The 488-nt window shown below is 43.9% G+C and carries 1 protein-coding gene; it reads right to left on the reverse strand.

Going from position 1 to position 488, the window contains the following annotated elements; translation table 11 throughout:
• Positions 1–115: 115 nt before the first annotated feature.
• The coding region (locus J1785_RS00250; protein ID WP_274388840.1) for an ATP-binding cassette domain-containing protein at positions 116–488 on the reverse strand (373 nt) is incomplete at its 5' end.

The raw sequence follows: 488 nt of genomic DNA on the forward strand, positions 1-488 counted from the left end.
GTTGCATCCATCAGTTGAACTCACAGCCAGAAGCGGACATAACTTAAAACAATCTGTGTGAATTTCATAGCGGGCTTAAATAAGCGCCGCCTTCTATGAAGGCGGCATTTTTAACTTATCGACTATCAATGCCTGAACGTGCAGCCTCCATGAAATTTATCCTTCCTGCTGACATACCAAATTTCTTGTATTTATAACGAAAATAAGCCGACATACGGTCTTCATGCGTTGACATAATTATCTGACGATCTTGGAATTCAGTGCGTAGTAACTCGACGAAGCCTGCCACATTGATTTCATCCAGCGTCTGGACAGGATCGTCTACGAGCAACAGAGTGTGTTTCGCGTACCGCTGGTTAAGCGCGAGCGTAAATGATAAAACAAGTGCTGAAAGCTGACCCGAACTCATGGAAAAGACGGCATCATGCCCATGGCCAGGTGTCTCATTGAATGCAATTGAATTACCGTCATTTTCTATAAAAATGCCC

Origin of the sequence: Rahnella perminowiae, assembly GCF_019049755.1 — a bacterium.
In the GTDB taxonomy this organism is placed as follows: Bacteria; Pseudomonadota; Gammaproteobacteria; order Enterobacterales; family Enterobacteriaceae; genus Rahnella; species Rahnella perminowiae.